This is a genomic window from Thiobacillus sp. (assembly GCF_024708915.1).
The window spans coordinates 1-18,267 of the sequence record NZ_JANJXQ010000002.1 but is presented as its reverse complement, the minus strand read 5'-3'; the positions used below and the strand labels follow the sequence as shown (position 1 = coordinate 18,267).

At 63.5% G+C, this 18,267-nt stretch carries 14 protein-coding genes and 1 pseudogene; 9 read left to right on the top strand and 6 right to left on the bottom strand.

What is annotated here, in order from left to right:
- Both thiE and Q0L94_RS00125 read right to left on the bottom strand, forming a co-directional pair.
- On the bottom strand, nt 1-549 hold a 549-nt coding region (gene thiE / locus Q0L94_RS00130; protein ID WP_296748915.1), incomplete at its 3' end, for a thiamine phosphate synthase.
- An 8-nt stretch (nt 550-557) separates the two neighbouring features.
- Nucleotides 558-1,400: a hydroxymethylpyrimidine/phosphomethylpyrimidine kinase gene (locus tag Q0L94_RS00125; protein ID WP_296748913.1), complete on the bottom strand. Its 843-nt coding sequence runs from the start codon at nt 1,398-1,400 to the stop codon at nt 558-560.
- Between the two features lie 53 nt (nt 1,401-1,453).
- Here Q0L94_RS00125 and Q0L94_RS00120 point away from each other — a divergent pair, with 53 nt between their 5' ends.
- The 7 genes from Q0L94_RS00120 to Q0L94_RS00090 all read left to right on the top strand — a co-directional run bounded on the left by Q0L94_RS00120 (nt 1,454) and on the right by Q0L94_RS00090 (nt 12,345).
- On the top strand, nt 1,454-1,636 hold the full coding sequence (locus Q0L94_RS00120) for a rubredoxin (protein ID WP_296748911.1): 183 nt from the start codon (nt 1,454-1,456) through the stop codon (nt 1,634-1,636).
- Nucleotides 1,637-1,819: 183 nt separating this feature from the next.
- On the top strand, nt 1,820-2,725 hold the full coding sequence (locus Q0L94_RS00115; RefSeq protein WP_296748909.1) for a hypothetical protein: 906 nt from the start codon (nt 1,820-1,822) through the stop codon (nt 2,723-2,725).
- Nucleotides 2,726-2,939: 214 nt separating this feature from the next.
- Complete coding sequence (gene pilG, locus Q0L94_RS00110; RefSeq protein WP_296748917.1) at nt 2,940-3,299, top strand: twitching motility response regulator PilG; 360 nt, start codon at nt 2,940-2,942, stop codon at nt 3,297-3,299.
- A 23-nt stretch (nt 3,300-3,322) separates the two neighbouring features.
- Nucleotides 3,323-3,688: a response regulator gene (locus tag Q0L94_RS00105; protein WP_296638877.1), complete on the top strand. Its 366-nt coding sequence runs from the start codon at nt 3,323-3,325 to the stop codon at nt 3,686-3,688.
- Nucleotides 3,689-3,698: 10 nt separating this feature from the next.
- A complete protein-coding gene (locus Q0L94_RS00100; protein ID WP_296748907.1) occupies nt 3,699-4,220 on the top strand; it encodes a chemotaxis protein CheW in 522 nt (173 codons plus the stop codon).
- A 52-nt stretch (nt 4,221-4,272) separates the two neighbouring features.
- Nucleotides 4,273-6,396 carry a methyl-accepting chemotaxis protein gene (locus tag Q0L94_RS00095; RefSeq protein ID WP_296748905.1) on the top strand — a complete coding sequence of 708 codons (2,124 nt, stop codon included), beginning with the start codon at nt 4,273-4,275 and terminating at the stop codon, nt 6,394-6,396.
- A 72-nt stretch (nt 6,397-6,468) separates the two neighbouring features.
- A complete protein-coding gene (locus tag Q0L94_RS00090; RefSeq protein WP_296748903.1) occupies nt 6,469-12,345 on the top strand; it encodes an Hpt domain-containing protein in 5,877 nt (1,958 codons plus the stop codon).
- Between the two features lie 12 nt (nt 12,346-12,357).
- On the opposite strand, the gene Q0L94_RS00085 is transcribed toward Q0L94_RS00090, so the two are convergent.
- Complete coding sequence (locus Q0L94_RS00085) at nt 12,358-13,413, bottom strand: Sfum_1244 family protein (RefSeq protein WP_296748902.1); 1,056 nt, start codon at nt 13,411-13,413, stop codon at nt 12,358-12,360.
- Between the two features lie 225 nt (nt 13,414-13,638).
- Nucleotides 13,639-15,471: a hypothetical protein gene (locus tag Q0L94_RS00080; protein ID WP_296748900.1), complete on the bottom strand. Its 1,833-nt coding sequence runs from the start codon at nt 15,469-15,471 to the stop codon at nt 13,639-13,641.
- A 268-nt stretch (nt 15,472-15,739) separates the two neighbouring features.
- Between Q0L94_RS00080 and Q0L94_RS00075 the strand changes: the two genes are divergently transcribed.
- The gene (locus Q0L94_RS00075) at nt 15,740-16,789 is read left to right on the top strand and encodes a c-type cytochrome (RefSeq protein ID WP_296748898.1); all 1,050 of its coding nucleotides are present in this window, start codon (nt 15,740-15,742) and stop codon (nt 16,787-16,789) included.
- Nucleotides 16,786-17,244 (top strand): DUF302 domain-containing protein, encoded by a 459-nt coding sequence (locus Q0L94_RS00070; RefSeq protein ID WP_296748896.1) that lies wholly within the window; start codon nt 16,786-16,788, stop codon nt 17,242-17,244. Before Q0L94_RS00075 ends, Q0L94_RS00070 begins: the two co-directional genes overlap by 4 nt.
- Nucleotides 17,245-17,286: 42 nt before the next feature.
- Here Q0L94_RS00070 and Q0L94_RS00065 read toward each other — a convergent pair whose 3' ends face one another.
- Nucleotides 17,287-17,820 (bottom strand): TIGR00645 family protein, encoded by a 534-nt coding sequence (locus tag Q0L94_RS00065; RefSeq protein ID WP_296748895.1) that lies wholly within the window; start codon nt 17,818-17,820, stop codon nt 17,287-17,289.
- 51 nt (nt 17,821-17,871) lie between these two features.
- Nucleotides 17,872-18,267: pseudogene (hslU, locus tag Q0L94_RS00060) on the bottom strand (HslU--HslV peptidase ATPase subunit); the annotation flags it as partial.

Sequence of the window (18,267 nt, the reverse complement as noted above, 5' to 3'; positions counted from 1 at the left end):
GGCGAGGCTGTCGGCGCCGGCATCCAGCAAAGCGGGCGCATTGGCCGGCGTGATGCCGCCGATGGCGACGATCGGGACGGACAGGGCGCGGGCCGCTTCGCGCAGCAAAGCCGTATCGGCCCGCGCGGCTGCAGGCTTGGTGGACGACGGAAAGAAACTGCCGAAGGCGACGTAGTCGACACCCACGGCCTGCGCCGCCTGTGCCAGTTCGAGGCTTTGGTAGCACGAGGTGCCGATGAACTTGCCGCGGCCGAGAATGATGCGCGCCTCGCGCAGGCTGCCGTCGTCGCGTCCCAGGTGCACACCGTCGGCATCCGTCAGGTCGGCCAGCCGCAGGTCGTCGTTGACGATCAGCGGCACGCCGAAGCGGCGGCACAGCGCGACGAGTTCGCTTGCCTGCTCATGCCGGCGCGCGACGTCGGCCGATTTGTCGCGGTATTGCACGGCCGCTGCGCCGCCTGCGAGCGCGGCCTCGACCTGGCTCAGCAGCCGTTCGGTGTCGGCGGTTGCCGCGGTGATGGCATAGATGCCGCCCGGGAATTCAAGCATGGCGGAAGTCAGGCATTGCCTTCCGTCTGCGCATCCTGCGCCCAGAAGAAACGCTCGGGGATGTATTGCCCCATGCCGGGGCGGAAAGCGGCCTTGAGCGTTTCGTAGGTGAAGTTCTGCGCGTCGCGCACCGCCTGCGGCACCTCCTGGCCATACGCCAGGGTGGCCGCGATGGCCGAGGCGAGGGTGCAGCCGGAACCGTGATAGCTGCCGGGCAGGCGGTCCCAGGCATCGGTCTGCACGTGGCCGTCGACGCTGTACAGGCTGTTGAGCACGCGCGGTGTGGTTTCATGGGTGCCGGTCACCAGCACATATTCGCAGCCCAGGTCGATCAGGTGCTTGGCGCAGGCGGCGAGATCCATATCGTCATCGTCCGATTCGAACAGCGCCAGCCGCCGCGCTTCGTGGCTGTTGGGGGTGAGCACGGTGGTTTGCGGGATCAGCATGTCGCGCATCGCGGCGATCATGTCGTCGGTGGCGAGTTCGTCGCCGCGTCCGGACGCCAGCACCGGGTCGAGGATGACCGGGATATCCGGGTAGTCGGCAAGGATTTCGGCGATGACCGCGATCGATTCGGGGCTGCCCAGCATGCCCAGCTTGAACGCCGCGACCGGGACGTCTTCCAGCAGCATGCGCGCCTGATCCATGACCCATTCGGAATCGATCACCAGTATTTCATCGATACCCGCGGTGTCCTGCACGGTCAGCGCAGTGATCACCGACAGCGGATGACAACCCATGCTGGCCAGCGTCAGCAGATCGGCCTGGATGCCTGCGCCCCCGGTGGGGTCGGACGCGGCAAAGCTGAGCACCAACGGGGGGGAGGGTTTGGGGGTGAAAATAGGCGGCATGACGTCACTGCTTTAAAATCAAGCCTCGATTTTAGCCGATTCCCCTTGTTCCCATGTCCGAAACGCCCGAATACAGAAGCTGGATGTGCCTGATTTGCGGCTGGATTTATCGCGAAGAAGCCGGCGCGCCGGATGACGGGATTCCACCCGGCACGCGCTGGGAGGACGTGCCGATCAACTGGACCTGCCCGGATTGCGGCGCACGCAAGGAGGATTTCGAGATGGTGGCGTTTTGACGCCCCGTTTTTTTTTACCGGGGCTGGCTCAAGAAAAACATAGAAGCGGCGTTAGAACGTTGACGGGACAAGTATTTTGGCCATGCAATCCTGGCCGGCCCGCGAGGGGCCGGGGCAGTGGTCTGGCCGGGTTGGGTTTCAATAAATATTGATAAGAAATAAATGTCAAATAAGGAGACGGTCATGATTTTGCGGTGGATTTCGGCATGGGGCTTGCTCGCGTTTTCGGCAAGCGTGTGGGCGGTTTCTCCCTATATCCAGGGAGACCCGGTGGCCGGCGGCAGTGTCCAGACCGCGGCAGCGGCTGTCGAATCCAAGCTCAAGGGCGGGGGATTCAAGGTGGTCGGCAAATATTTCCCCAAAACCCTGGCGGGGTACGGGGTGGTTGTCGCCACCGATGAGGCCATGCTCAATGAAGTGGGCGCGGTGGGCGGTCCTGCCGTGCTGGGCGCGGCGATTCGCGTGGGGGTGAAGGCAGACGGCAGTGTCGCCTATACCAATCCGGATTACTGGTACCGGGCCTATTTCCGCAAGGCTTTCGACAAGAGGGAGGCCGCAGTCAAAGCCCTGCAAGCGCGCTTGCAGGACACGCTGGGCGCGGGCAAGGGGCAGGGAGGGGACGAGCCCCCGGGGAATCTGGTCAATTACCGCTACATGATCGGCATGGAACGCCTGGATTCGTCGAAGAACAAGCTGGCCGAGTACGGCAGTTTTGCCGAGGCGCTGAAGACCGTGCGCGACAACCTGACCAAAGGCGCCGGCAAAACGGCCAAGATCTACGAGGTGGTGATGCCGGATCGCAAGCTGGCCGTGATCGGCGTAGCGATGAACGACGCCGAACACAACGACGGTGACTGGATCAGGAAAATCGACATGCAGAACAACATCGCGGGCCTGCCTTACGAGATTTATATCGTCGACAACGAGGTGAACTCGCCACATGGCCGCTTCCGCATCGCCCTGGCATTCCCGGATGTAGGGATGGGACAGTTCATGCGCATCTCGTCCCTGCCGAATGCCATCATGGAGATCATGGGCAGCGTGGCGGGCGTCGAGAAGAAATCCAGCGGGGAAGCCTGGCAGCAGTAAACCCGGCCACTTGAATCTGGCGGGACGGAAAAGCGTCGCGATGCGGCGCTTTTTTTGCTGGACGGCATGGACCTGTCCGCGGCAAGGCGGGCGCTAAAGAAGCCTGCATCGATGCCGTAATGCTTACCACAGAGGGTGAATGGCAGGTGCCGTTCGGCTGACGATTCTGCTGGAGAAACGTGTGGATAACGAAGCATTGAAAGGCGTCAAGGTGATGGTCATCGATGACAGCAACACCATACGCCGCAGCGCGGAAATCTTTTTGAATCAGGCCGGTTGCGAAGTCATCCTGGCGCAGGACGGTTTCGATGCGCTGTCCAAAATCACCGATCACGAGCCGGATGTGGTGTTCGTCGACATCATGATGCCGCGACTCGACGGCTATCAGACCTGCTCGCTCATCAAGCGCAACGCCAGGTATCGCACCACGCCCGTCATCATGCTGTCGTCCAAGGACGGACTGTTCGACCGCGCACGTGGCCGCATGGTGGGATCAGATGAATATCTGACCAAGCCTTTTACCAAGGACACGTTGCTGACGGCGGTACGCGAGCACGCCTGTGCCGGGACTTAACTGTTTTCCAAGGAGCATAAATTATGGCGATCAGCCGAATTCTGGTGGTGGACGATTCTCCCACTGAACGCTTTTTCCTGTCCGAACTGCTGGTCAAGAACGGCTATCTGGTCAGCATGGCCGAAAGCGGCGAAGAGGCCGTCGCGCAAGCCAAGCAGACACTGCCCGACCTGATCGTGATGGATGTCGTGATGCCCGGCATGAATGGCTATCAGGCAACCCGCATGATTTCCAAGGAGGACGCGACCAAGCATATCCCGGTCATCATGTGCACCACCAAGGGCCAGGAAACGGACAAGGTGTGGGGCATGCGCCAAGGCGCAAAGGCTTATCTGGTGAAACCGGTGAAGCCGGAAGACCTGCTGTCGCAGATCAAGGCGCTCGGCTGAGCGGACAGACATGGCCAAGAAATTCAATCTGCGCGAATTTCAGACCACGCTTTCGCAACAGTTGCAGGCGGCGGCCAGTCGCGACAATTCCGGCTCCCGCCTGGGCTTCCGGGTGGGCGAGGTGAACTGGCTGGTGAGCCTCTCCGACACCGAGGAAGTGATCCCGGTGCCGCCCATCGTCAAGGTGCCCGGCGCGTGCCGCTGGTTTCGTGGCGTCGCCAACATCCGCGGCAACTTGTTCGCGGTGAGCGATTTTGCCGATTTCATGGGACAGGGCGTGACGCCCGATCATGCCGAGTGCCGTCTGCTGATTCCGCATCACGATTTTGGCGTGAACGCAGCGCTGCTGGTGCGCGGCACCCTCGGCCTGAAAAATATCAACCGTTATCAGCTGCGCAGCGAGGCTGCGATGCATCCCTGGGCTGTCCGCCAGTACGCGGACGAAGCAGGTACCGGCTGGTGCGATATGGATTTCGGACCATTGCTCGGCAACGCCGAGTTCCTCAAGGTCGAAGCGCAGCTCGGCAACTGATCGCACATCGAATGAAGGCGCATTGGCGCCGGTAAGCGGAGGGGTAGAAGCAATGAATATGGCAATAACGATGAATGGCCTGAAAGGCCTGGCGGGCCGCATGACGGACAAGGTCACGGGGAGGAACAAGGGCGGGGAACACACTACCCTGATCATGCAGACGATGCGCAAGCTGGCTGATCAGGAGCCCGGCCAGGTGCCATTGATTGGCCAGCTGTCCGTCGACAAGCAGTATCTCTATACCGGCGGCACCTTGATCGTCTCGCTGCTGCTGGCGGCCGGTTTCACCATTTATAGCTCGCTCCAGCTCAACAATCGCACCGGCTACGAGGCCCGGGCAGGCGAGTTGAAAGTGCTGTCGCAGCGACTGCCGCTGACGGCCCAGCAGTCCGTGCTGGGAAATGCCACCGCCTTCAAGAAGCTGGCCGAGGGCAAGGCTGCATTCGAGACGACTTTGACCGGGCTGACCGAAGGCGACGAAGATGTGCCCGCCACCCGCGGCGCGGCACGCGATTCGCTGGAAAAAGTCAGTGCGCAGTGGCAGAAATTCAATCCGCAGGTCGTGCAGATTTTATCGCAGCAGAAAAACCTGGTGGCGATGAACGAGAGCATCAAGCGTATCAACGCGCTGAGTATCGATCTGCAGGAGGTCGCCGAACATCTCGCCAGCCAGCTGGCCGATGCGGGTGTCGGTGTGCGCGAAGTGTCGCGTGCCAATCACCTGGTGATGCTGAGCCAGCGGCTGCCGAAAAACGCCAACATGCTGCTGTCGTCCGAGCTGATCGATCCCGAAGTGGTGCTGCAGCTGGAAAAGGATACGACCTCGTTCCGCGACACGGTGCAGGCGCTGATGGACGGTGCGGCCAGCCAGAACAAGGACAGCATGCTGACCCTGGAAGACCTGGGCGCCAACATGGGGGACATGGTGGAGTCGGTGGGGGCGGTGCTCGCCAACACGCAACCGCTGTTGCAGGCCAAGATGGCGGCCAACAACCTGTTCGCCGGCAGCGATACGCTGCTGCAGGACACCGATCGGCTGTCGCAGGATTACCAGTCGGTCGGCGGAACCGGTTATCTGCTGGCTGCCCTGTTCGGCCTGCTGGCGATTGGCTCGCTGGTGATGCTGGGGCTGGTCAACATCAACGAAACCAAATCGCGGGCACGCAAGAGCGAAGAGGAAAACAGCCGCAACCAGGAAGCGATTCTGCGTTTGATGGACGAACTGGGCGAGCTGGCCGAAGGCAACCTCACCATCAACGCCAGCGTGACCGAAGACATCACCGGCGCGGTGGCCGACTCGATCAACTACACGGTGGAAGAACTGCGCAGCCTGGTGCGCGGGATCAACAACGCCACCTTGCAGATGGATCAGGCCGCCAGCCAGGCGGGCCAGGTGTCCGATTCGCTGCAACAGGCGGCACGCCGCCAGACCGAGGAAATCGAGGAAACCTCGGCAGCGGTGGTGAACCTGGCGCAGTCGGTGCAACAGGTGTCGGGCAACGCCGCCGAATCCGCCCGCGTGGCCGAACAATCGCTGGCGGCTGCGGAAAAGGGCCAGCAGGCGGTGGCCAACGCCATCGCCAGCATGAACGGCCTGCGCGAACAGATCCAGGAAACGTCCAAGCGAATCAAGCGCCTGGGCGAGTCGTCGCAGGAGATCGGCGAAATCGTCGAACTGATTTCCGACATTACCGAACAGACCAACGTGTTGGCGCTCAACGCCGCCATTCAGGCGGCGTCTGCGGGCGAGGCCGGACGCGGCTTCTCGGTGGTGGCGGAGGAGGTGCAGCGGCTGGCGGAGCGTTCGGCCGACGCCACCAAGCAGATCGCGGCGATCGTCAAGACCATTCAGTCGGACACCCACGACACCGTGGCGGCAATGGAAATCTCGACCCAGGGTGTGGTCGAGGGTGCCAAGCTGTCCGATGCGGCGGGCCAGACGCTGGCCGAAATCGGCAGCGTGTCGAAGACGCTGGCTGAGCTGATTGCGGACATCTCGGCTGCCACGCAGAGCCAGGCGGAGTCGACCGCCAAGGTGGCGGAAACCATGCAGGACATCAAGGCGATTTCGGCGCAGACCGGCACGGGCACCCAGCAGACGGCCGAATCGATCGGCGGCATGAAACAGCTGGCGCAGGACCTCAAGAATTCGGTTGCGGGTTTCAAGCTCGCCTGACCGGAGCGGCCGCAGCGCGAAGCGGAAAAAATTGGCCAGGGCCACTGCAATCAACCTCAGGAACAACACACCATGAGTGCCTTACTCGACTACGATACCGGCCCGCTGAACTGGGTGCGTGGAGACATCGACGCCGCCCTGCAGGCCGCCTTGGGACGCATCCAGGCATACAGCGTCGATGCCGACCTGACCAACGCGCTGCGCCTGGCGCGCGACGATGCACACCAGGTGACCGGCGCATTGCAGATGGTCGGCCTGGAAGGCGCTGCCACACTGGCCAAGGCGCTGGAGTCCTGTCTGGCCGACATCAATGAAAACCGCTTGATGAGCGACGGCGAAGTGCTGCGCGCCCTGCGTAATGCCATCGAAGGCCTGCAGCGCTGGGTCAAGGATCTGGCCGACGGGCGCGGCAGCGGCGAGCTGGCGCTGTTCCCCTTGTACAAGCGCCTGCGCGAACTGCAAGGTGCCGAGCGGGTGTTCGAGGGCGAATTGTTTTTCCCCGACATGCGCACGCGGGTACAGGGCAAGGCCGCCAACGATAGCCTGACGCCGGAAGCGCTGGCGGCCGAAGTCAAAGCCGCACGCAGCCTGTTCCAGCGCGGTCTGCTGGCCTTCCTGCGCAATATCGAGGCAGAGCAGGGTCTGCAGCGCATGCGCGACGCGCTCGCCGCAATCGAACGCATCGCGCCGTCGCAGGCCTCGCAAACCTTCTGGTGGGCCTGTGTCGGCTTTGTCGACAGCCTGATTGCGCGCGGCGTCGAAGCCGATTTCCATGTCAAGCAGCTGCTCGCCCGCGTCGACCTGCAAATGCGCCGGCTGATGGAAGGCTCGCCGCAGGTCGCCGAACGTCTGTTGCGCGATGCGCTGTTCTTCGTGGCCAAAAGCCAGACCCTGGATGGCCGTGCTGCGGAAGTCCGCTCGACCTTCGGCCTCGACCGCTACCTGCCGGGCCGCGGCATGCTGGATCCCGAAGCGCTGGCGCGCATGCGCCCGGTGCTGGATGCCCTGCAGGCCGGCTTGAAGGCTGCGCGCGACAGCTGGCACGCCTACGTGGAAGGCGATGCCGGACAGCTGGAGCAGTTCCAGGGCCAGCTGGCCCGCATGCAGCCCCAGGCGCAGATGCTCGAAAACACCGGCTTGATGCCCTTGCTGGATGAATTGGCGGCGGCGGCCCTTGCCGCTGCCGGGCGCGACGGCGAGGCGCGCGAGCAGATGAATCTGGAAGTCGCTTCCACGCTGCTGTTCATGCAGAATGCCGTCGATCAGGAAGACCTCCTGCACGCCGATTTTGCGGTGCGCGCGGAGGGCCAGCAGGCCCGCCTGAATGCCCTGATCGAAGGCCGCGAGATGCCGACCAGCGTCATGGCATCCGCCAGCCAGCATGAAGCCGAGCGCGACATGCTGATGCATATGGCACAGGAAGTCGGACAAAATCTGAAGCAGATGGAGGAAGCGCTGGATGCCTTCTTCCGCGACGCCGGCGAACGCGAAGCGCTGACCAGTCTGCCGGTGCTGGCGCAGCAGGCGCAAGGCGCGCTGACCATGCTGGAACTGCCAGACGCCGCGAATCTGCTGGCGGCGGCCATGGCCACCGTGCAGCCGTTTACCGGCGAAGGCCATCCCGACGAGGCGACGCAGCAACGTCTGGCCGATGCCTTCTCCAGCCTCGGACTGTATATCGAATCCTATTGCTCCGGACGTACCGATGCAGCCGGAATCCTGCGTCCTGTCCTGGTCGAATTCGGCGTGATCGATGCCGGCAGTGTGGATGAAAGCGCATTCGACGACACGGTTGAATCGGGTTTGCCCGTGCGCAAGGCCGAGGTGCGGGCAAGCTATCTGGACTGGCGCGATCAGCCCGGCGACGGCGCAAAAAAAAAATTCCTTGATGCCCTGACCGAGCTGAATCGCGACGCCGAGCTGATCGACGACGCCACGCTCAAGCAGCAGACGCGTGCTGCGCTCGACGCCAGCCGCGATGCCGCCGAGGCACCGCTGGCGCTCGATGCCGGGATCGCCGCCCTGAGCGGCCTGACGTTGCCGCAACGGGCTGCGACTGAAACACCGCTGAGGCTGGATGAGACTGAGACGGACCCCAGTGAAGCAGCCGTTCCGACGCCCGTCGATCCGGGAATGGATGCGGCCCCGCTTGAATGTCGGCCGGTCGAGTCCGTCGAAATTGCGCCGCCGGTGCATGCGGTCGAGCCGGTTGTGCCTGAAACCAGCGAAAGTGCATCCGCCGAAGATCACCTGCTGGTCACGCTCCCCGAAGGGGTCGAGCCGGAACTACTGGATATCTTCCTGGAAGAGGCCAACGAGGTGCTGGCGGCCATGGGCGAGGCCAGCGATGCCTGCCAGGGCAACCCTGAAGACCAGGCTGCGCAGACGGTTATCCGCCGTGGTTTCCATACCTTGAAAGGTAGCGGGCGCATGGTTGGCTTGAACGAGCTGGGCGAAACCGCGTGGCGTCTTGAACAGTTGATGAACGGCTGGCTGGCCGCAAAAAAAGCGGCCAACGGCGATCTGCTGAGCCTGATCGGGCGTGCCCGTGACGTGTTCCAAAACTGGGTGGGCGCGTTGCAGGCCAATCAGTCCGTGGCGCTGCCGGTGTCCGCTTTGCTGGCCGGGATCGACCGCGTGGCACAGGGACAGGCACTGGAGGCCGTTCCGGCCGCGGCCGAGACGCAGCTGCAAACCCGGGCGGCAGCCGAAACGATGGCCGAATCCGGGGATGACGCCGGGATGGAGGTTGCAGCGGCAGTTGAAACCGCCGCGCACCCTGAAGCCGATGCCGCGATCGCAACTGAGCTGGACATCGAGGCTGACGCCGAAACCGAATGGCTGCCGCTGTCCGGTGCCGGTACTGAGCCCGTTATCGAACCCGAAGCGGCAGTGGCCTTGACCGGCATGCCTGTTGCGGAAGTGGGCGCCGTCATCGAATACGCCGTGGCGCGCGAGCCGGCGGCTGCCACCGTATTCGCCGAACCGCTAGCCGCCGATGTCGCCCAGCCTGGATCGCTCGTACCTGACGATATCTGTATCGGGTCCGTCTGCCTCTCCGCAGGTTTGTACGAGATTTTCATGACCGAAGCGCATCAGCACCTGGCCGCGCTGCAGGAAGAGGCTGAACGCCACGCCGAGCTTGCCGACAAAGCGATCAGCGAACATGCGCGCCGTGCCGTGCATACCCTGGGCGGCATCGCGGGCACGGCGAGCATCACGGTACTGTCCGATCTGTCGCATGCGCTCGAACAGTACTGGAACCGTTTTGCGCAGGTTCCGCTGCCGTCCGCGCACCTGCCGCTGGTGCAGGATACGGTTGCGCGTCTGCGCGGCATGATCACCACCATTGAAAACGGGCAATTGCCCGAGACGGCGCACGATCTGATTGCGGCGCTGGGCGAGCTGGAAGACGAGCAGGCTCCGCCGCTGGCCGCAGCGCCGGTTGCCGGAATGCGGGTGGAGCATGCCCCCGAAGCAGCGCCTGCCGTCGCGACCGGTACGGCTGCGCCTGTCGAGGCAACCGCTGCCGCTGCAGAGGCCGAACTCAGCCACGCCGGCCCGGCTCCCGGTTTGCTGGACGTCAGCGCGCTGGTGCCGGACTTCAAACCGGCCATTCCGGCACCGGTGTTCGAGCGGCGTGAGGTTGCCGATGAACTCGACGTGCAATTACTGCCGATTTTTCTCGAAGAAGCCGAGACCCTGGTGCCGGATGCCAGCGCGCAGCTGCGCACCTGGCTGGCTGCGCCCGGCGAAGCAGCCGCGCGCGATGCGCTGCGGCGCAGCCTGCACACCATCAAGGGCAGTGCGCGCATGGTCGGTGCGATGCGCCTGGGTGAGTTGACCCATGTGATGGAGTCGCGCGTGATCGCCGTGATCGAAGGCCAGCTGGCCGCAAGTGACGAGGTCTTCGGTACGCTGGAGGCGCAGCTCGACCGCCTGCACGATGCGGTGGAACGCCTGAAGCAGGGCGATCTTGCTGCGGTTGTCGAGGAAACGGACGCGCCGCTGGAAGCACCGGTCGAGCCGGTGCTCGGGCGTGGCGAGACGGCTGCTGTGACGACCGCTGCCATGGCTGATCCGCTGGCGCCTGCGCAGCCGGCCACGCGCGACGGCAATGCGCTGACCTTGAGGGTGCGCGCCGACTGGGTCGATCGCATGGTCAACCAGGCGGGCGAAGTGGCGATCGCGCGCTCGCGGATCGAGAGCGAAGTGTTTGCGTTCAAGCGCCACGTCAACGAATTGTCCGAAGCGCTGGTGCGCTTGCGCGGCCACATCCGCGAAGTCGAAATCCAGGCCGAGTCGCAAATGCAGGCGACCTTCCAGACGCAAGGCGCGGCGGAAGAATTCGACCCACTGGAATTCGACCGCTTCACCCGGTTCCAGGAAGTCACCCGCTTCCTGGCCGAAAGCGTCAACGACATTTCCACCGTGCAGCACATCCTGCTGGCGCGCCTCGGCGAAGCCGACGCCGCACTGGTCCAGCAGACACGGCTGAACCGCGAGCTGCAGCAGGACCTGCTGCGGGTACGCATGGTGCCGCTGTATTCGGTGGCCGAGCGCTTGTACCGCACCGTACGCCAGACCGCACGCGACGTCGACAAGCGCGCCCAGCTCGACATTCAGGGGGGCGATCTGGAAATCGACCGTTCGGTGCTGGAGAAAGTCACCGCGCCGCTCGAACACCTGCTGCGCAACGCGCTGGCGCACGGTATCGAAGCGCCGGAGGCGCGCCGCGCCGCCGGCAAGGCGGAGTTTGGCGAGATCGTGCTGTCGGCGCGCCAGACCGGCAACGAAATGCTGATCAGCGTGAAGGACGATGGCGCCGGCCTCAACTACGCGCGTATCCGCGAAAAGGCAGAGGCCAACGGCCTGTTGCTGCCGGGAGTCGAACCGACCGAAACCCTGCTGGCGCAGATGATCTTTGCCGCCGGTTTCTCCACTGCCGAGAGCGTGAGCCAGGTTGCCGGCCGTGGCGTCGGTATGGACGTGGTGAAGAGCGAAATTTCCGCCCTCGGCGGCCGCATCGATATCACCTCTAGCGCCGGTGCCGGCACCTGCTTCAATATCTACCTGCCGCTCACTCTGGCGATGACCCAGGCGGTGATGATCCAGGCCGCCAGGCACGATTACGCGCTGCCGGCGCCGCTGGTGCGGCAGGTGCTGGAACTGAAGCCGCACGAACTGGAACAGGCGATGGCGGCAGGCGAGGTGAAGTGGCGCGGCGCGCGCTACCCATTCTCCTATCTGCCGCATCTGCTGGGTGATACCGAAGCGGTGCACGAAGTGCAGCGCTACAACCCGGTGGTGCTGCTCGCCAGCGGTTCCAGCCAGGCCGCGGTGCTGATCGATGCGATCGAGGGCACGCGCGAAATCGTGGTCAAGAACATCGGCCCGCAGATGGCGCGCATCACCGGCGTGGCAGGTGCCACGGTACGCGGCGACGGGCGGGTGATCCTGATCCTCAATCCGGTGCCGCTGGCACTGCGCTGGGCCGGTCTGCCGCGACCTGCGGTAGAGCGTACGGCGCCGGCCGAGGCGGTGGAGGCCAACGCTGCCTCGCAGGCGCCGCTGGTACTGGTGGTCGACGACTCGCTCACCGTGCGCAAGATCACCACCCGTCTGCTCGGCCGCGAAGGTTTCCGTGTCGACAGTGCGAAGGATGGCGTCGATGCACTGGAAAGAATGCACGACCAGCTCCCCGACGTGGTGCTGCTCGACGTCGAAATGCCGCGCATGGATGGCTTCGAACTCGCCCGGGTGATGCGCAGCGACGCACGCATGAAATCGGTTCCAATCATCATGATCACCTCGCGCACGGCGGACAAACACCGCAAACACGCGCTGGAAATCGGCGTCAACGTATACTTGGGCAAGCCGTATCAGGAACAGCAGCTGCTTGAAAGCATTGCCGAGCAGCTGGGGCGGGAGGTCGCGCTGCCGGCTTGAAGCGGCAGGCTGCTAGAGTTTGAGGCCGGCGAGGTCGCCGCCCGCCAGCGCATCGAGGCGCGCGTCGCCCTGCAGCGGGTCGTGATGGTAGGCGGCGGTCAATTGCCGCGCCGTATCCAGCCAGTGGCTTCCTGCCCTGGCCACGAGTTCGGCGAACCCGGCGTTACCGGGTGTGCCGAGCCAGCTTTCATACGCCTGCGGTAGCGCCGGGAACAGCGCGCGCCGCAGCCCCGACAGATTGGCCAGGTAAAAATGCAGCGAGCCGACGGCTTCGCGCTCCAGCAGCGTCGGCAGCGTCACCAGGCTGTCGGCCAGATGATCGCGCACCGCGCGCGCCAGCAGTTCGGCATGCCTGGAAGTCAGCTGGCCGAGCATCGTATTCCAGTCCTCGCCGAGCAGCGCTTCGGCGCGCGCTTCGCCGATTTCGTGCAGGATCATCGCTTCGGCTTCGGCCTCGGCCATGCGGTCGAGCCCGCGTTCGATGTCGTGCTCGAAACCGTAGTGGGCGAATGCGCGCCCGAGCGCGGTGTCCTTTTCCTTCCACTGCCATTCTTCGTATTTGTTCCACAGCAGCCGGCGCACCGCGTCCATGCGCAGGAAGATGGCGCCGTCGCGCATCGCCGCCGGCGGGGCAATCAGGTCGCGTGCATATTCGCATCCCGCCACCAGCACCTGCATGCCCTCGCGCATCTCGGTGCGCTTGAGTTCAGCCAGAACGAAATGCGGCTTGCGGAAATGCCCCAGCCCGCTGCTGTAGACCAGCCCTTGCGGGATCAGCGCGCGGTTGATGTCGTCGGCCGCGAACGGATCGATCCCGGCGGGATTCAGGGGCAGCGGCGCGAAATCCTCTTCCTCGACCGCATCCCACAGGCTTTCACGCGCGTTCAGCCAGTCGCCGAGTTCGTCCCTGGGCAGGCGCGCGCCATAGGGAATCTCCATCTCCCAGCGGTAGTACTCGCGCATTTCCAGCAGAAAAGTGCACATCGTCATGTCGCGCGCGTGACGGGCGTCGGCGATGGTGCAGTTCTTCTGCACCGTATCGATGAGGGCGGAGAGGTTTTCGACCATGGGCACTCCAGTAAACCGCTTCATACAAGCGGGTAACGGCAGTTGAACACGCCCGCGCTGCGCAGTTCGCGCAATGGGGCACATGCCGGAACAAGGCATCAAGGGCAGGAGGATGGATTTCCCTCCTACTGCAGAAGACATCGGCATCCGACGGTCGTTCCGTCTTCAAGTGTACAAATAAAAACAGCCCGTTCAACCGGGCTGTTTTCAGGGGTATTGACGGGCTTAATGGCGGCGCACGGCACCGTAGAAACTCAGGTCGGCGTGCGAGCGGCGGCTGAACTCGAAACGCGCGGCATCGGCGCCGCTGAACTGCCCGGCGAGCTGGGCGTAGACTTCGGTGGCCCAGGTCTTGTCGTTCAGCGCATCGGTAATTCCTTCGGCCCAGCGCAGCTTGTCGGCGGATTTGCTCAGATGGGCGCCGCATTCGGCATACCATTTCTTCAGCACTTCGGCCGGTAGGGCAAATCCCTTCAGGCGGTCGATGAACTGGATACAGGCGTCGCCATCGGGGCAGGCGGCGGCCGCGGCAGCATAGAGCTCATCCGCCTTGGCGCTGTTGCCCATGGAAGCGTACAGCCGGCCGATGTGGGTCAGCGCGAAGTGGTCCCCGGCCTGGGCACGCGCGGCTTCCAGCAGGCGGCTGGCCTCGGCGGCGTCCTGGGTGGCGGCAAAGCTCGCCTCGGCGAGCTTGGCAGTGTCGTACACGGTGGCATGGGCGTCCGCCGCCAGCGCGGCTTCGCGCGCGGCGAGATAGGCGCGCGCCTTGGAGACGCCCAGTTCACGGTGTTTCAGCTGCGCCGCGGTAACCACCAGATCCTTGAAGGCGATGAAGTCGGTCGCGTTTTCCGCCGCGCGGTCGAGCAGGCGGGACAGCCAGCCGGTATCGTCCAGGTTCTTGTCCACCGCCAGCAGGACCGGCTTGTAGCGCGAGAACTGGTAGCCGGTGCCGTCGAGCAGTTTTTCCGCCGATTCGATCAGCTTGGCGGCATAGAACGGGTCTTCCAGTTCCAGCTGCACGCGGTCGGCCAGTGCGAGGAACTGCTTGACGTTGACAGCATCCTTTTCCAGTTGCTGAAACTCCATGTAGCGTGCGTGGTTGGCCTGGCGTTTTTCCAGCTTGGCCTTGACCCGGCCAAGCCGCTCGGCATCGTCGGCCAGATGCGTTTCGACGGCGGCGACCAGCTTCTGCATTTCGTCCAGCCCCGCCACGGCATCTTCGGCCTTGTCCAGCAAGCTTGCAGCGCCAGCCTTGTCGTCCACGCCCGCCAGACCTGCGGCGAGTTCGATGTAATCGCCGGTCGCGGTCGCGAGATCCCCTGCCTTTTTCAAGGCGGACTGCATGAATGCGGCATCGCCCGCCTGCTTCGCCGACTCGATCAGCGTCTTCGCGGCGGCGAAGTCGGTGGCGCCAGCCAATGCGCGCTCGTACAAGGCCTTGGCGCGCGCCGGGTCGCCCAGCGTCTTGGTCACTTCGCCGGCCAGCGACAGCAGGTCGGGCACGCTGGACAGCTTCTCCCCGGCCTTGTTGAAAATCGCCGCGGCATAGTCCTTGTCCAGCAGATGCTCGGCCGAGGCCGCCGCCAGCTTGCTGTATTCCACCGCACGCGAAATTTTCGCCTCGGCTTTTTCCAGCACCTTCCTGGCAAACGCGCTGTCGGCGATGACCGCCATCACGTTCTTCGCCAGGTCGATCAACGGGTCGAGGTTGCCGGTTTCCTTCAGCGCCTTTTCATACGCGCCCACTGCCGCGGCCTTGTCGCCCAGCACCTTGAATTTGGCTTCGGCCAGCGCCACCTGCTCCTCGCCGCTCATGCAGTAGTCTTCCGCCGTTTGCAGCAGTTCCTCGGCGCGGCCTTGTTCGCCCAATGCCTGGTAGACGATGGCGCAGGCCGCCAGATCCTTGGTGAACTGGCAGTCGTCCGCCACCCGGTCCATCAACTCCTTGGCGTAGGCTGCATCGGCAGGCTCCTGCAGGGCTTCCAGCGCCAGTGCCGCGTATTCGGCACCGCTGCTGCATTGGGCTTCTTTGGGAGTGAGGGTGTCGCGGGTGGCCATGGGTGTCTCCGAACAAGAAAAAGGTATCGTGCGATTTTCCGCCGGAGCAGGGTGCCCAGCCAATAAGTAATGTCGATGGCGGTATTAGCGGGCCGGGTAGCGTAGTCGCCGGCAGGCGCGCGACAATCCGGAACCGGTTCAGCCGCATCCATCAGCTATATTTATGCCATCGCCGGTCGTTCAGCCGGGTATTTAAATATTTAATACATATTAATATAGTAATGTACTAAATTAACCATGGTTTGTTTTCAGATGGATCGGGAGGATTATGCTGACGCGTCTACTACTGGTAATAGCCCTGCTGGCCGGGTTCGGTTCGTCTCCTGCCCTGGCGGCGCCGGATGGCGCAAAGCTTTACGGGCGCAACTGCGCCGCCTGCCATGGCGAGAACGGCACCGGCGGCATCGGCGTTCCGCTGGCGCTGCCGGCCTTCCAGGCTGGGGCCAGCGACGACTACTTGCGCAAGACCATACGACACGGTCGACCGGGGCGGGTGATGCCGGCATTTTCCCAGCTCGACCAGGCTGAAATCGAGGCCATCGTTCGTCATGTGCGCACCTGGGGCAAGGGCGCGCCCCCCACGTATTCCGCGCGCCGGGTGAAGGGCGATCCGGTGCACGGCAAGAAACTCTTCGCGCAATACTGCGCGGCGTGCCACGGCGCAGACGGCGAAGGCAGCAAGGGTACCGGCGTCACGTTTTCGCGCCCCCGCGACCTGCCCATCATGGCGCCTGCGCTGCACAACCCGGGTTTCCTCGCCGCGGCCTCCGATGCCATGATCAAGGCGACGCTGATGCGCGGCCGGGAAGGCACGCCGATGGTTTCATTCCTCAAACAGGGGCTGAAGGAAAAAGACATCGACGATATCGTCAGTTACGTGCGCGGATTCGAAAAACAGCCGTTGCCGGGAAGCGCGCAGATCCTGGAGGTGGAAGACCCGGTCATCGTCCGGGATTCAAGCTACGACCTGGCTACCACCGTGGAAAACGTCAAGCGGGCGGTGAGCAACAACAATTTCTTTTATGGCCGGGTGCAGACGCTGGAATATGGGCTGACCGATCCGGCCAACGAGAACCCGAAACAGGTCATCGTTTATTTTTGCAATATCAGCATGCTCAACCAGGCACTGGCCATCGATCCGCGCGTCGGCATGTTTCTGCCCTGCCGCGTCACCATCCTGGAGACGAACGGCAAGGTGCAGGTGATGTCGGTCAATCCCAAGGTGCTGAGCCGCCTGTTCAACAATTCCGAGCTTAATCGCCTGTGCGATGAGATGAGCGATAGTTACACCGCGATCATGGAGGAGGCGACGCTATGAAGAAGCCGTTGCAATGGATGAGCGCCGTCTGCCTGGCGGCGCTGCTGTGCGCGCCCGTCGCCGCGGGCGACCTGATGATGGCGCGCGTGAACCGGCTGTTCCCGGAGGCGATGACCTTGCTGCAATCCGCCATTTCCTCCCGCGGCTATGCGGTCACGCGCCTGCAGCAGGTGAACGAAAACCTGGAGCGTCGTGAATTCAAGAGCGACATGTACCGCGTGGTGTATTTCGGCAAGCACGAGGAAGTGAGGCAGGCAACGGCAAGGGAACCCGGCCTGATCCCGTTTTTGCCGCTGAATATCACGATCTTCGCGGAAGGCGATCAAGCCATACTGGTGACCAGCCATCCGCAAATGCTGCGGGACTATTTCCCCGACCCGGAACTGAAACCGCTGTTCGAGCGCTGGGAAAAAGACATGCTGGAAATCATGGACGAGCTGCGGGAGGCGGGGTGAAGCGTTGCGGGAGCGCCGGCAGCTGTTCCGCCGGCGCCTGCTTCAATGTTTCTCCGGATTCGGCATCAGCTTGTCGATATACGCAATCGCCACCGCCGACACGATGAAGGCCATGTGGATGACGGTCTGCCACAGCAGGACTTTTTCATCCAGGTTGGCGGCGTTGATGAAGGTCTTCAGCAGGTGGATCGACGAGATGCCGATGATGGCGGTGGCGAGTTTGACCTTGAGCACGTTGGCGTTGACGTGCGAAAGCCACTCGGGTTCGTCGGGATGGCCTTCGAGGTTGAGGCGCGAAACGAAGGTTTCGTAGCCGCCGACGATGACCATGATGAGCAGGTTGGAAATCATCACCACATCGATCAGGCCCAGCGCGATGAGCATGATGGCGGCTTCGGAAAGGGCGAAGGTGCCGGTGACCAGATGCTTCAGTTCGATCATGAAGTGCACGACGTACACCAGTTGTGCGACGATCAGGCCCAGATACAGCGGCACCTGCAGCCAGCGGCTGCCGAACAGGAGGGTCGAGAGAAAGTTGCCGCGGACTGCGGCGGGCGGGCTGGTTTCGGGTTTCATGAGACGGACTGTGCGTGACGGAACAAAAGTTGAAATACTGAAAACGCGGGATTACAGAACGTAGCGTGCCAGGTCTTCGCGCGCGGCCAGCGCAGCGAGGCGGTCCGTGACGGACCCGGCATCGACGATGTATTCGCCGGTAATGTTCCCGGCGTCGAAGGAAATATCTTCCAGCAGTTTTTCCATCACGGTATGGAGCCGCCGCGCGCCGATGTTTTCGGTGCGTTCGTTCACTTCGAAGGCAATCTCGGCGATGCGGCGGATGCCGTCGTCGGTGAACTTGAGGGTCACGCCCTCGGTCGCCAGCAAGGCCTCGTACTGGCGCGTCAGGCAGGCGTCGGTGGCAGTCAGGATCCGCTCGAAGTCTTCCACCGAGAGCGCCTGCAGTTCGACCCGGATCGGCAGCCGCCCCTGCAGTTCGGGGATGAGGTCGGACGGCTTGGACAG